Annotated in this window: 8 protein-coding genes; 3 read left to right on the top strand and 5 right to left on the bottom strand. The window is 40.2% G+C overall.

Annotated elements, in window-relative coordinates:
* Positions 1-5: 5 nt before the first annotated feature.
* From KO525_RS02520 to KO525_RS02540, 5 genes are all read right to left on the bottom strand, one after another.
* Complete coding sequence (locus KO525_RS02520; RefSeq protein WP_215962295.1) at positions 6-2531, bottom strand: glycoside hydrolase family 3 protein; 2526 nt, start codon at positions 2529-2531, stop codon at positions 6-8.
* 110 nt (positions 2532-2641) lie between these two features.
* The gene (locus KO525_RS02525) at positions 2642-3553 is read right to left on the bottom strand and encodes a hypothetical protein (RefSeq protein WP_215962206.1); all 912 of its coding nucleotides are present in this window, start codon (positions 3551-3553) and stop codon (positions 2642-2644) included.
* An 11-nt stretch (positions 3554-3564) separates the two neighbouring features.
* Positions 3565-4347 carry a sugar-binding protein gene (locus tag KO525_RS02530; RefSeq protein WP_215962207.1) on the bottom strand — a complete coding sequence of 261 codons (783 nt, stop codon included), beginning with the start codon at positions 4345-4347 and terminating at the stop codon, positions 3565-3567.
* Positions 4344-7229: a gluconokinase, GntK/IdnK-type gene (locus KO525_RS02535; RefSeq protein WP_215962208.1), complete on the bottom strand. Its 2886-nt coding sequence runs from the start codon at positions 7227-7229 to the stop codon at positions 4344-4346. The genes KO525_RS02530 and KO525_RS02535 overlap by 4 nt, the downstream gene beginning before the upstream one ends.
* Before the next feature lie 4 nt (positions 7230-7233).
* The gene (locus KO525_RS02540; RefSeq protein ID WP_215962209.1) at positions 7234-8604 is read right to left on the bottom strand and encodes an MFS transporter; all 1371 of its coding nucleotides are present in this window, start codon (positions 8602-8604) and stop codon (positions 7234-7236) included.
* 252 nt (positions 8605-8856) lie between these two features.
* Here KO525_RS02540 and KO525_RS02545 point away from each other — a divergent pair, with 252 nt between their 5' ends.
* The 3 genes from KO525_RS02545 (at position 8857) to KO525_RS02555 (ending at position 14356) form a co-directional block, all read left to right on the top strand.
* The gene (locus KO525_RS02545; protein ID WP_215962210.1) at positions 8857-11841 is read left to right on the top strand and encodes a TonB-dependent receptor; all 2985 of its coding nucleotides are present in this window, start codon (positions 8857-8859) and stop codon (positions 11839-11841) included.
* Between the two features lie 184 nt (positions 11842-12025).
* Positions 12026-13606: a tryptophan halogenase family protein gene (locus KO525_RS02550; protein ID WP_215962211.1), complete on the top strand. Its 1581-nt coding sequence runs from the start codon at positions 12026-12028 to the stop codon at positions 13604-13606.
* A 21-nt stretch (positions 13607-13627) separates the two neighbouring features.
* A complete protein-coding gene (locus KO525_RS02555) occupies positions 13628-14356 on the top strand; it encodes a SapC family protein (RefSeq protein ID WP_215962212.1) in 729 nt (242 codons plus the stop codon).
* Positions 14357-14378: the final 22 nt, after the last annotated feature.

The raw sequence follows: 14378 nt of genomic DNA on the forward strand, positions 1-14378 counted from the left end.
GCAGGTTATTGATAAACAAAACGCTGATTTAGTCTTAAGTCAGCTAATGAACTGCCAATAAAAACCTCAAATTCACCTGCTTCATATCGCCAAGCATTTGTTGATTCATCCCAAAACGACAAGTCCCTTGGCTTAAGTGTTAATGTCACTTGCTGCGTTTCCCCTGGGTTTAATTCAACCTTAGTAAAGCCTTTGAGCTCTTTTAGCGGTCGTTCTACTGAGGATTCAACATCATGGACGTATAACTGTACAACTTCTTTGCCTTTTACCAAGCCAGTGTTTTTGACATCCAAAGTCAGTTTAACGTTGCCGTCTGACAATGGCGTGATCATAAGGTTTTGATAGTCAAATGTTGTATAAGAAAGACCATGACCAAATGGGAATAACGTATCGATTTGTTGCTGTTCAAACCAACGGTATCCAATAAATACCCCTTCTTTATACAAAGATTCAGTAGCATTGTAATCATCGAGTTTAATTGCAGCTACGTCACTAAGTTGTTTTGGCAAAGTGATCGGCATTTTGCCACTTGGGTTCACTTTACCCAATAAAACATTCGCAAGTGCGTTGCCAGCTTCTTGGCCGCCGTACCAGCCCCAAACAACACTTTTTGCTTGTTCTACCCAGGGCATTTCAACAGCAGAACCCGCGACCATAACAACCGTTGTATTGGCATTTACAGACAATAAATTACTGATAATTTGATCCTGACCATTTGGCAGTTTCATATCCGTACGGTCAATTGCTTCACGGTCGTCAGCGTGGCTCAAGCCACCAAAATAAATAATGGCATCTGCTTTTTTAGCCGCTGCTAAATATTGTTCTTTCTCCAAAAATAGACCTCCAGGTGACTGCCAACCTAGAACAAAGTTATTTTTTCCTTGGTATTCAATTTCAAAATCATAAGCTTTACCAGCCATCAAATTCATACTGACTGGACGACGGGAGTCAGATATCATTCGTCGACCATCAACATATAGAGCAAATTCACCGCCAAACTCAGCCTGTAATATATGCTCGCCGCTTCGTAACGGCTTAATCGTCGCCGACATCTTAATGTACTTTTTAGCACCGTCTGAGTTTTTATATTCAGAGTTTACAATCCAAGATTCGCTTGTTTTGGTTTTATAGCGTCTGCCTTGATAAAAACTGATATTCCAAGCTGGTGTTCCCGTCCAGTGACGTGTCGCAATAAAATCTGCAGGTATAGGGGATATGTCGTCAGGCTGGGCTCGTAAAAAGGTAATTTCAACGTCATTGCCTAATGCATTTTTTAACCCCTGTAACGGTGTAATTTCATACAAAGATTTAATTTCAGATGAACCGCCACCTGCGCCATGTGCTTTGTCTGCATTAGGTCCCATGACTAAAATCGACTTTATTTGGGTTGGATCAAGTGGCAAAACATTGTCATCATTTTTGAGAAGCACCACGCCATTTTCAGCTATGGTTCTCGCCGCAACTTTATGTTCTTGGGTATTTCGTTGACCTGATTTTCGCGACTTATCCATCATGCCGATGTTAAATTGCACGCGTAAAATACGTCTGACTTTGTCGTCCAAAACCGATGATTCGATATCGCCGTTGACTATCATTTTTTTAAAATTATCAGCGAGAACATAATCGTTATAGTTTTTAACGTCGGTGCCCATTTCAATGTCTAAACCGTTAACCGCGGCATCAAAGGTATTGATATTGACGTTCCAATCGGTCATCAACACACCTTCAAAACCCCACTCGCCTTTTAAAATATCCATGACAAGATGTTTACTTTGGTTAGCGTTTGTACCGTAATAATTGTTATATGCCCCCATTAATGCCCATGCTCCACCCTCTTTAACAGCGGCTTCAAATGCAGGCAAGTAGACTTCTCTTAATGTACGCTCAGATGGTCTAGCATCAACGCCTGTACGATTGAGTTCTTGCGTATTTAAGGCGTAATGCTTAACCGTCGCAGCCACGTCGTTTTGTTGAATTGCTTTTACTTCAGGTACAACAAGCTTGGCCGCTAAATAAGGATCTTCACCCATGTATTCAAAATTTCGGCCATATAAAGGCAACCGAGCCATATTAACACCTGGGCCTAAAATAAAGTCTTTTCCACGGTGACGGGCTTCACTGCCTAAAACATTGCCGTGCAATGTGGCCATTTCTACATCCCAACTTGCGGCAACCGTTGTTAATGGTGGCAAGTACGTTGAATGATCACTTTCTAAATTTGCCGGTGCCCAATCATGTCGATTAATTTCATAACGAACCCCATGTGGACCGTCAGATAAAACCATTTCATGGATACCTAAACGCTCAACTGCACCAATACTAAATTTTGAATCAGCGTGAACCAAACCGAGCTTTTCGTCTAATGTCATTTGCGCCAAAAGAGACTCTATTTGCGATTCAAAATCGGGGGTTTTGTCTAGCTGAACTTGTGATTTCTGTTCAGGTTTTTCTAACGACTGTTCCGTTGTCGCATTACAACCATAAACTAACGAAATCGCCAGTAATAGCTGGGTGGATTGACTAAGAGACATCACGACTCGAACTCCATTGTTATCTATTTAGTGAGTAGTTTTAGTAAACTTCACTTGTGAAAGTAAAGAGTCTACCAAGTTCTGTTAAGCGAAATTACATTTAACGAATTTTACTTAGGTGTGTTGATCGCCAATTGGTTCAATTGCAAATAGCTTTCAATATACAATTCATCATTTTTAAATCGGTTATTAAAATCCGCCGACTGATTCATCAAGTTCTCTAATGTCGTCAGCCCTACCGTATCAGCGGTAATAATCAGGCCATACACTTTTGCTGACCGGTCAATCGCGCTGAGCGGACTTTTCCGATAATTTTTACTGTTGTAAAACGACATATCTTTTGCAGCAATGAGTACATTAGACGGATTTTCAGTGGGCTCCAATGAAAGGAACGCTTTTGCGTAAGTTGTTTGGACATCGATTTTGTGATGAAACTGGCCATAAAAAGTCACTGCAAAGTGATGCCGTGGAGAAAATAATTTGTCGATAAATTGGTGTTCTAAATTGTGCGGTGATTTTGGCACTTTAGGCAAGTAACTTAGTGCTTTGGAAACCCGCAAATTCAGTTTTAATGAATCAATATCGTCAAATGTAAAGTTGTATTCTGACAAATCAAACTCAATGCCATTTACATGTTGGTTTGTATTATTGAATAATTTTCTAACTAGCATAACTTCCAAACGAGACTGGGCAAGATTTATTTTGGGATCGTATATACTGGAGCCTCGTTTTTTTGAAGTCGATTGATTTGTACTTATATTGCCTGAGTTGAGCGCTGAGTTAGCATGAGAAGCCATGTCTGCGTATTGCAGTTCCGCGGCAATTTTAGCTTGGTTACTGGCGTGGTTCCAACTTGTCACCTTAGTTAAATCGACCATAAGCTCGCCAGCGTGCACAACGTTAGGCATCGCTAGCACGCCAACGAGCACAAAACCTAAACATTTCCTAAGGCAATTCGTCGTAAGCCGAAATACGGCGCAAATACCTAAGAAATAAAATACGTTTACCTTACTGCTTTGCATAGATAATTCGCTTAGTCACCAATTAACGTCAGTTTGGAAAATACATCAGCCAACCGATAGCCTAAATTTGTATCGCCATTAATCGGTTCTACCTTAGTTGATCCAATAAAATGTTCTCGGGTTTTACTGCCGTCGTTGTCACAATAAGCCAACATAAATCCAAGCACTTTTCCCTGGTGCAATGTGACAGGTTGTTTACCTATATTAGGTTTAAACGAATCGTCATAGACAGAGATCGCCATTTCCCAAATCACTTTACCGTTTTGATGACGCATCCAGCGACTTTTAATATGGTCGTTAAGCGTTAAAAATGGCGTTTTACCTGAACTGTCTTTTTCACCAATATCAACCGCTTGATTATCTAATGCAACATGATAAGCAAAGGCATTGTAATTAAACTGATGTTCACCACCTGAGGCATCTTCATCCAAAAAGACTTCCAATGTATCGTCGTCCCAATAAAACTCTAGAGGGTCTGCGATTTTATCTATAAGTACATCGTCTTCAAATTCGGCGACAAGATACAAAGCGTCTTTATCCCACAATAATTTAAAGCGCCCATTAAAATCTGACTTATCTGGCATGCCGCCTAAAATAGGTTGATCCAAATTGTGCCAAGTCGCTTTATCCCACTGTTTGTCTAATTCACCATCAATGACAATCGCCGTGTCAATGTGATGTGCCACAAAACTCGGTGTTACCGCGTCGTTAGCTGCTGTTAAGTAAGTTGCTGCGAATAGCGAACAAGTCGCAATTACCTTAGCGCTTACTTTTAACTTTGATAAAAATGTCATATTAGATCCTTAATGCTATTGATAACCTTTTCGAGCGGCTGCGTGCCATCAATATGAACCACATCTTGCTCATCGGTTGTAATTTGCTCCATTGACGACAATTGGCTGGCCAATAAATTGGGGTCAAAAAAGTGAGTTTCTCTATTTTGCAATCGTTGTTTGAGTATGGGTTCTGACACTTTAAGATTAAAATAGCGGACGTCTAATCCCAATGTTCTAAATCGCTCACGATGCTTTTGTTTTAAACCGGAATAAGCTAACACAGTGTTTTGTTTTTGACAGCGCAAAGTTGTCAAATAGGTAGACAATTTAGTTATCCATTGGTCGCGATAGTTATCTTCGAGCGGAATTCCCTGTGCCATTTGTTTTTTTGCCCATTCTGAATGAAAGTCATCCGCATCGACAAAGACACTATTGCATTGGCTTGCCAACGATTTTGCGACCGCTGTTTTACCGCTGCCACTGACCCCCATAATAATACAGAGTTTGGCCTGAGATCTTGCCACATAAGGCAATTTGATCTCTATTTTATAGGTGGTATCAGGTTTGATATTCAGTAATCTATTTTGAGCTAAAGCGCGGCCGTTACAACTAGTCTGTTGTTGTTCAATATTAGCATCTCGAATTATTTCAACGGTGAATAACGCACCGCGATATTGCCGACTAAACCCAAAGCCTTGCCAATCCGAAGGCAGTTGTGGCGATATTTCTACGCCATTTGTTAACCCTTTAAAACCACAAAGGTGCTCATTAACACAACGCATTAACCAACTAATAGTGCCTGTATTAAATAAGTTGGATGAACGCCCGGCATAGTCGGGGAATTGAAAATACGCTCCACGGTAATAATTAGGCACAAAGTTCGGCAACTGATCTCGGTTTATACCACTCTCGGGTAACGCTATCATTCGAGTAAGGACATCAAATGCTTGATCGGTAAGGCCTTGCTCAAATAGGGCGTAGGCGTAAAATATGGCTGCGTGGTTATACACAGATCCGTTTTCAGACACGCCTGGGGATTTTTGTGTTATACGGCCGACATCTTCAACCATTTTGGTATAGCTTGGTGCTAACATTGTATAACCATATGGGGTTAATAAATGTTGGTTAATCTGGGTTAACGCTTCTGGCTGTTCAGCTATAGTAGTTACACCACTTAACATGGCCCACGACTGTGCATTAAGAAACATTTTTCCTTCTGCATCTTTTTCTGTACCAAACAAACGACCATCATCGGTAATACCTCGTCCAAACCACTTTCCAGATTGAAAAGCGTTCAGTGCGGCGTTGTTCAAATACTGCATAGACGTTTGGTAATGGCTGTGTTTTTTCGCGTTATAGGTTGGTAAAAACTGATCACAAATTTTAACCCAGCATTTAATTGCATAAGCCGTTGCAAACGTAAGCCATGAGGATACACCTTTGCCTTTATAACCAACCATATTCATAGGGTCACACCAATCTCCCTGAGCGATTAAACTCAAGCCATTACGATCGGTATTATTTATTAGCCAATCCAATGCCTTTTCGACGTGTTCTGTGACAGTGCCAGAGGATTTTTTGTCTGCATAAACAACAACTTCATCCAATACTGAGGTATCACCGGTTTGCTCTAAATAGGCAAGTAAAACGAGAGATAACCAAACATTATGATCCGCATGTGGCACTTGATTAATGTACTTTAATTCAGCTTCGTCTGTGAGGAGGATCCCGTCGGGTAGTTCGCCGTTGGCTTGCTGCTGCGTTAGCGCGAATATCAACCGCTCTCTAGTCACTGATGGCGATAAATAGATCATCCCCATCGCGTCTTGCAAATAGTTACGAGTCTGCGGATCGGTGCTTAATCTATTAACATCGCCGTGGTAAAACGCCTGGCGAGGAAGCCAATAATTAACAACATGATTGAGCCCAACATTTGGGGAATCAAAATGTAGGTTTCCAACACACTGCTGAACATAGTTGAGGTACTCAGCTCTCACGTTGTTGAAGTATGCCAAATGGCATTTGCTTTTTATTTCTGAAATTTCTTCAATATTATTTGCAGGCCCAAATAAAAAGCATAAAGATTCGTTAGCATGTTTTTCCAAGGTCACATCGTGCTGTAATACCGCAATTGGGGTTTCGTAATTGACGGTTTTAGAGGGCAAGACACCATGTTGAATTGCATCGGGTTGGGTTAGACCACCTTCCCCGACAAAATCAGCAAAGCTGCAGCACCAGCTTGTTGCTTTTTTATCTGACATCAAAAATGTTTTATCGTTTAAATTTTTAACTGTTGGGTAGTCTTCAACCTTTTGATATGCCGTAACGCTACTCGCAACAATTGTATTTAGCTCTGGTTCAAACGTTGCCCCTTGATTCATCCAAGACATATAGCCAATAGAAAAACAGGTGTATATTGATAATTTTCGCTCTGAATCATCACTGTTTTTAACGTCCAGCGACCAATACTCAAGATTGGTTTCCAAGTCGAGATTAAAGATAATGTCAAACTGCCAAGACAAGTGTTTAATTTGCCACCGCACTTCTGACATTTCCGCATTAAACACAAACGAATCTAGCGTTTTACGCATAGGTTCGTAAGGTAACGAAAATACATCGCCCGTCGCATGGTCTTTAATGTAAAAAAATCGACCTGGGTGCTCTGTATAAAATGGCTGCTCAGGTTGAATAAAGGTTTTCGCTTCTAAATTAGGTCCATGAGAATACTTCGCAGGCTCTGGTTGCATAAATTGCGAGATCACATAACCTCGGCAATTAACCTGGGCAACCATATTTTTATTCCACAGAAAATGACTTGCTTTTGGCAGTTCTGTTGGGGAGTTTAGAGATATCGTCTTACCCTTGTTACCCCAACTTATAGGGCTCGATTGAATATACATTGATTTAGTTCGCTTTTTTAATTATCAACTGTTGTTGAATGTGATCAACTTTTTCTTTATTTAGCGGATAACGCCAAATGAAAAACACCGATAAAAATGAAAATACTGCCGGCACCAAACTCATCAATAGTACAATTCCTAACTGAGAGTCAGCCGATTGCTGCTGATTTGCAATGTACCCAAGTGAACCCAGCAGCCACCCCATCATCGCTCCTGCCAATGCGCCGCCTAATTTTTGCGAGAATGCCGCTGCGGAAAAAATCATCGCGGTCGCTCGTCGACCATTTTTTAGTTCTGAGTAATCGGCAGTGTCAGCATACATAGAAAAAACCAAAGGCGACTTTGGCCCAAGGCACAAACCAATCAATATTTGAATGATAAAAATAAGCGCTAAATTATCTGCGGGAATAAAAAAGAAACCAACGGACAGCACGGTGACGGCAAGCATTAAAATCAATAACAATTGTTTCTTATCTATGTACTTAACCATTATGGGCGTTAACGCTGCACCGACCATCAGTGACAACATGTAGGCTGTAGAAAAGGCCCCAATTAAGTCTTCACGACCAACAAAATACTTAAAGTAAAATGTGCCACTGCTGCCACGTAATGTAATGGTCAACATTATGATAAGAGCCAGAGCGAATAAAATGATCCAAGGCTTGTTTGTTAGGAGGTCAGCAAGATCTTGCTTAACTGGCGTCGGCGTCGTTTGAATTGGTTGCACTCGTTCTTTAGTAGTAAAAAATGTCGTTGCAAATAACATCGCCGCGACTGCGCCGTAGCAGGCCATTGTCAGCTGCCATCCTAGTACTTCATTGCCTTGGCCAAAATAAGCGACACACTCAGGCGTTAGATAAGCGACTAATGTACCGCCCGAAAATGCGCCTATAAATCGAAAGCTAGTTAATGTTGTACGTTGATTTGAGTCAGATGTAATAACGCCCATAAGTGCGCCGTATGGCACATTAATAAAGGTATACGCCAACATCATAAATATATAGGTACCGTAAGCCCAGGCAAGTTTCCCGCTATCACTGATGTCAGGAACGGTAAAGGTTAAAACTCCTGCTGCGACAATTGGGATTATGCCCCACAAAAGATAAGGACGGAATTTCCCCCATTTGGTTTTAGTGCGATCTGCGAGCGCGCCCATTAATGGATCAGAGAACGCATCGACCATACGGGTTACTAACATCATGGTGCCTACTGCTGCAGCCGACAAACCAAAAACATCGGTATAAAATATAAACAAGAATACGTCAAACACCCGCCAATAAAAATTAGATGCAACATCTCCGCACGCATACCCTATTTTTTCCTTTAAACTCAATTGTTGATTGTTATCTTTTTTATCAATTGAACTTTCAATCATTTCCTCGTCCCCGCTCCATGATTTTAATGCAAATTATTCAAACACTTTATGTAAGCGCTTACAAGATGTAATGATAAAAAGTAACAAAAAATTACTGACGATGAAATTTATTAATAAATTATGCTTGATCATTATGAAATTTTGTTTTAACTTTTTGTAAGCGCTTTCAGGAAATTTTTAAAAAAACACCCAATGTAAGCGCTTCCAACTTTGGATTACATAACAACATCAACAGGAAGCAGCGAGGACAATATGAATAATAATCGCTTTGTGAAAACAAAATTAGCAACAAGTGTGTCACTTATTTTAGGTGCACTTTCAACGCCACTATACGCAGCAGACGAAACAGATGCGGACGCAGATGTCGAAGTCATACAGGTAACTGGTATACGTGGAAGTTTAATTAAATCACAGGATTTGAAACGTTCTAGTAGTGGCGTAGTTGACGCTATTTCTGCAGAAGATATCGGTAAATTCCCAGATACTAACCTTGCAGAATCGATGCAACGTATCGCAGGTGTTTCAATTGACCGTCAAAACGGTGAAGGTAGTAAAGTAACCGTTCGTGGTATTCCACCTGAGATGAACTTAGTTACGTTAAATGGTCGTCAAATGCCAGTAACAACGGGTAACCGTTCATTTGATTTCGCTAATATTGCTTCTGAAAGCATCAGTGGCGTAATCGTAACAAAAACTGGTGATGCAGCGGTACCTACTGGTGGCATCGGTTCAGTTATTGACATTCAAACTCACAAACCTTTAGCACATGGTGGCACTAAAGCTTCATTTGGTGTTAAAGCTGTAGCTGATACTTCTACAGAAGATGGTTCAGTTACTCCTGAGCTTTCTGGTTTATATTCAACTGTCTCTGAAGACGGTAATTTTGGTGTTGCGATTTCAGCAAGTTACCAAGAACGTGAAAGTGGTAACGCTCAAGCGTTAGTTGGTACCGGTTGGCGTTCATTCCCTGGTACTGCTGATACCGATTGGTCTGGCTCAAATGCCGCATGGGGTGGTGTTGCTAAAGATGCAACTCAAACAAACCGTCCTGCAGATTCAGATGTATATTCAGTGCCTCAAACTGGTATTTATAAGTTTGAAGAACAACAACGTACCCGTACAAACGCCCAGTTGGTATTGCAATACCGTCCAATTGAGTCAGTAACGGCGACACTTGACTACACATACATGCAAAACGACATTGATGTTCAACACAATGATATTTCTGCTTGGTATAACTTTGGTACGTCAGAAAATATTTGGACAGATGGTCCAGTAGCTTCGCCATTAATCTATTCAGAAGATTACGGTGATGGTGCCGGTAATGGTCTTGCCGATTTATCAATGGCGCGTGGTTTCTCCTCGAACCGCAACGAAAGTAAGTCTCTTGGTTTGAATGTTGAGTGGCAAGTAAATTCAGATTTAAAACTAACATTTGACGCACATAGTTCTGAGGCTTCTAGAACACCAAATGGTAAGTACGGTTCTGCTGCTAATATGTCTATGGCCGCTTTTGTTCGTAGTCGAGCGGCAACTGACTTTTCAGGCGACCGTCCTATTTTAGCTGTTGATGGCAGTGAAGACGTTCAATGGTCTGATATGCGAGTAACGGGTAGTACGTTTGGTAACTCACAAGACGCGTCAGATTTATCACAACAACAAGTAAATGGTAGCTACATTCTAAACGAAAATAGCAGCATTGACTTTGGTGTATCACTAACAACAGTAAGCAACCATTCGCAAGCAGTTAACGTTCAGCGTAATGACTGGGGCGGCATGGGTGTTGATGAGCCAAGTATCTTTACTGAAGATATGTTCCCTGTAGATAGTATCCAAGATCGCTTTAATACAAGCGGCGGCAACTTCGATGGACTATCTGGTAATATGCAAGCAATCGATAGAATGTTTGTTTGGGATTTTGAAGCCATTCGCGATATCGCAGCTGTAGCATACCCAACATCTGCTGGTACAATCGAAGGTGATTGTGGCAACTTATTCTGTCCATCTACAAACTACGGCGCTGATACAGACCGTGAGACGGAAGAAGATTCTACTGCAATTTACGCCAAGTTTAACTACGAAGGCGAAATGGGCGATATGTATTATAGCTTGCATGTTGGTGCTCGTTATGAAGATACTGAAGTTGTATCAACTTCAATCGTTACAGCGCGTTCTGGCGCAACTTGGATTTCAGCTAACGAAGTAATCTTAGGTGACGGCGGACGTGTTTACCAAACACAAACTGGCGGTTATGATTATTTCTTACCAAGCATTAATTTAAACGTAGACGTAACTGACGATATTATCGTTCGTGCAGCTTATAGCCAAACAATTGGTCGTCCAAATTATAGTGATATCCAAGGTGGAACAGTTGTTGGTTCTTTAGCGAGAACGAGTGGCGGTAATGGTAGTGCCGGTAACCCTAGTCTATTGCCATTAGAGTCAACTAACTTAGATTTGTCTGTTGAATGGTATTACAGTGAATCAAGTTATTTGTCTTTTGGTTTATTCAAAAAAGACACGCAAAACTATATTGCTAACGTAGTCGACAATTCTGATATCTACAACATCGCTAACCCTGGTGATGGTGCAAAATATGACGCTGCTCGTGCTGCGACAGGATCTGTAGATGCTAATGTAATCCGTGACTATATCTTCGCTAACTATGCAGATGACCCGTTTGTAGATGTTGCAACTGGTGTTATCACTGGTGACCCAGCAACTGATAACGTTATGAACATGGCGATTACTGTCCCTACTAATGACGATCGTAAAACACCTATTGATGGTATGGAATTATCACTCCAGCATATGTTTGACGAATCAGGTTTTGGTGTTATTGCGAACTACACTGCTGTGAATACGGATTTATCGTACGACGTTATGGATTTGAACGACCAACCGGTATTAACAAATATCAGTGACTCGGCAAACTTCATCGCATTCTATGACGCAAACGGTTTCCAAGCACGTATCGCCTATAACTGGCGTGATGAGTTCTTATCATCACGTTACCAAGGTGATGTAGGTCCTTCTCCAGTATTTGTAGAAGCATACTCTCAAATTGACTTTAACATGAGTTATGACGTTGCCCAGGTTGAAGGCTTAACTGTCTTCTTCGAAGGGATTAACATCACTGACAACTTCACTCGTTCTCACGGACGTTCTGAAAAACAAGTGTTAAACTTAACTGAGACGGGTCCACGTTATAACTTTGGCGCTCGTTATTCATTTTAATTAAAATGGGTTAGCTTATACCTAGCCCCTTGCTAATTAAATTGTAAAGAAGTCGTTATGATACTCTTGAGTAACGACTTCTCTTTTTATCCTTTCTAAATATTTTAAAATCAAAACATTTACTTAAACGTATTAATTTTAACGTATTTTCTATACCTTATAGGTAGTTGAATTGCAGTAGGTAATGAGAGTGAAGACAGAAATAAAACGAATAGTAATAGTAGGTGGTGGCACTGCAGGTTGGTTAACTGCATGTGTTTTAGCCGCTGAACTGGATTTAATTAATTCAGACTTCTCTATTACTTTAGTTGAATCTTCAGACATTAATCCAATTGGGGTTGGGGAAGGCACTTGGCCTACAATGCGCGGTACATTAAAAAAAATCGGCATCAGTGAAAATGAATTTATTTCAACTTGTGATGCAAGCTTTAAACAAGGCTCTCAATTTATTAATTGGCAAGGCCAAACCGCAACTAATCCTGTTTATGCGCAAGATAGTTATATCCACCCTTTTACGCTGCCGCAAGATTTTCAAAACATCAATTTAGCACCGCATTGGCAAGAGTATTCTGAACAAGTCAACTTTGCTGATGCAGTTTCAAGTCAGAGTGTGCTATCAAAACTAGGGAAAGCGCCTAAGTTAATTACCACTCCAGAATATTCATTTATCAGTAACTATGGGTATCACTTAGACGCTGGAAAATTTAGTGGGTTACTGAAAAAACAAGCAAAAGACAAATTAAACGTTAACCACATAATCGACAATGTTATCGCCGTCAATAATGACAAAAACGCTGATATCAGTGATATAGAAACAGAAAAAAACGGCAAAATTGCCGGTGACTTATTTGTTGATTGCACCGGGTTTGCTTCATTATTAATTGGTAAACATTACAATATCGACTTCATTTCCAAACAACACCAATTATTTAATAACACAGCCATTGCAATCCAAGCACCTTATAACGATCCTAATGACGACATAGCTTCTTGTACCTTATCCACGGCTCAATCAAATGGTTGGATTTGGGATATTGGTTTACAAAGCCGACGTGGTGTAGGCCATGTATTTTCAAGTGAACATACAAGTACAGAAAAAGCAGAACAACAATTAAGACAATATTTAACCGCTACTTTAGGTTTAAAAAAAGCAGAAGAGCTTACTTCTAGGACGATTAAATTCAATCCGGGTCACAGAAAAAAGTTTTGGCATAACAACTGTTTGGCCATTGGTATGTCAGCTGGGTTTATTGAGCCCTTAGAAGCTTCGGCGTTAGCGCTTATTGAACAGTCTGCTATGTTTTTAGCAGAACAATTCCCTAAGAATCGGTCTACGATGAAGATAATTGCCAAACGATACAACCAAACAACGTCACAACATTGGACACAAATAATAGAGTTTTTAAAGCTCCATTATGTTTTATCGAAACGCACAGACAGCCAATATTGGTTTGATAATGTCGCTACTGAATCTATTCCAGAGTCACTCATAGAAAACTTAGAGTTATGGCAACATCAGTATCCATATCATGCAGACCAAGTCGCTCGTAATCCTTTGTTCCCAGCAGCAAGTTACCAGTATGTAATGTTTGGAATGGGATTTAAGTCCTCGTCGATTACGAAACGAAACAATAAAATAATTCAACAAAAAGCACAGCAATTGTTTAAAGAAAATATACAACGGACGCAGCAACAAGCAGCAGTATTAACCTCAAATCGTGAATTACTAAATAAAGTAAAAAAATTCGGGTTTGCAAAAATATAACAAAAATTAAATAGGTGCTTCATGGCAACTCAAAAATTAGTCAACAACATCGATCACAAAGACACAAAAATTATTACTGAACGTTCAGCTACTTATGGTGATGATATTTGGTTTACCCAAACCTTTCCCGCTGAATTTCGAAGTGTACAAGCCTACTACCCTATTTTTTTCACGAAAGATGAAAACACAGGTAAATTCCTTCCTGTTGCTCTGTTTGGATTTGAACAAAACGAAAATTTGTTCATTAACGACGGGCTTTGGCATGTTCCTTATATTCCTTTAATGCATGCAAGAGCACCTTTCCTAATTGGTAAACAAACACTATTAGAAGATGGCGTTGAAAAACTTCAACGAGTTTTATTTATCGATGAAAATCATCCACGAGTAAATACAGAGCAAGGTGCGCCTTTATTTTTAGAGTTTGGTGCCAATGCGCCTTATTTAGAAAACATGGCTAACATGATGGAAACATTGCATCATGGAATGCAAGATAATGACGTATTTATCGGGCGCCTTGTAGAATTAGAGTTGCTTGAATCGTTCACATTGGATGTTGAATTAAATGATAAATCTAAACACCAAATGTTAGGTTTTTATACGATTAATGAAGACAAACTTGCCGAACTAAGTGACGACGATGTGGCACAGTTACATAAAGATGGTCATTTGCAAGCTATTTATATGGCAATTGCTTCACAATCAAACGTCACGAGATTATTACTACTTAAAAACGCGGCACTTGGTCTGTAGGTTTATGCCAAAGAAAATGCAA

The sequence above is a fragment of the Psychrosphaera sp. B3R10 genome, from assembly GCF_018861025.1.
Lineage (GTDB): Bacteria > Pseudomonadota > Gammaproteobacteria > Enterobacterales > Alteromonadaceae > Psychrosphaera > Psychrosphaera algicola.

Bases quoted from the DNA above. Each gene is read 5' to 3' on its own strand.
- KO525_RS02530 (WP_215962207.1), bottom strand. From the start codon at position 4,347: ATGACATTTTTATCAAAGTTAAAAGTAAGCGCTAAGGTAATTGCGACT.
- KO525_RS02520 (WP_215962295.1), bottom strand. From the start codon at position 2,531: ATGTCTCTTAGTCAATCCACCCAGCTATTACTGGCGATTTCGTTAGTT.
- KO525_RS02550 (WP_215962211.1), top strand. From the start codon at position 12,026: ATGAGAGTGAAGACAGAAATAAAACGAATAGTAATAGTAGGTGGTGGC.
- KO525_RS02535 (WP_215962208.1), bottom strand. From the start codon at position 7,229: ATGTATATTCAATCGAGCCCTATAAGTTGGGGTAACAAGGGTAAGACG.
- KO525_RS02555 (WP_215962212.1), top strand. From the start codon at position 13,628: ATGGCAACTCAAAAATTAGTCAACAACATCGATCACAAAGACACAAAA.
- KO525_RS02545 (WP_215962210.1), top strand. From the start codon at position 8,857: ATGAATAATAATCGCTTTGTGAAAACAAAATTAGCAACAAGTGTGTCA.
- KO525_RS02540 (WP_215962209.1), bottom strand. From the start codon at position 8,604: ATGATTGAAAGTTCAATTGATAAAAAAGATAACAATCAACAATTGAGT.
- KO525_RS02525 (WP_215962206.1), bottom strand. From the start codon at position 3,553: ATGCAAAGCAGTAAGGTAAACGTATTTTATTTCTTAGGTATTTGCGCC.